At 66.1% G+C, this 319-nt stretch carries 1 pseudogene; it reads left to right on the plus strand.

What is annotated here, in order from left to right:
• A pseudogene (locus CFI03_RS23240) lies at positions 1-319 on the plus strand (hypothetical protein); the annotation flags it as partial.

A 319-nucleotide genomic window follows, 5' to 3' on the forward strand; every position in this document is an offset into this window, starting at 1 on the left:
CGGCAGAGATGGGACCTGGTTACGGCTGGCCAGGGGCAGTGTCCCCGGCAGAGATGGGACCTGGTTACGGCTATGGCCCAGGGGCAGTGTCCCCGGCAGAGATGGGACCTGGTTACGGCTATGGCCCAACGGCGGTGTCCCCAACAGAGATGGGACCTGGTTACGGCTATGGCCCAACGGCGGTGTCCCCAGCAGAGATGGGACCTGGTTACGGCTATGGCCCGACGGGAGTATCCCCGGCAGAGATGGGGCATGGTTACGGCTACGGCTGGCCAGGGGCGGTGTCTCCGGCAGAGATGGGACCTGGTTACGGCTGGCC

Origin of the sequence: Paenibacillus sp. ATY16, assembly GCF_003399985.2 — a bacterium.
GTDB lineage: Bacteria > Bacillota > Bacilli > Paenibacillales > Paenibacillaceae > Pristimantibacillus > Pristimantibacillus glycanilyticus.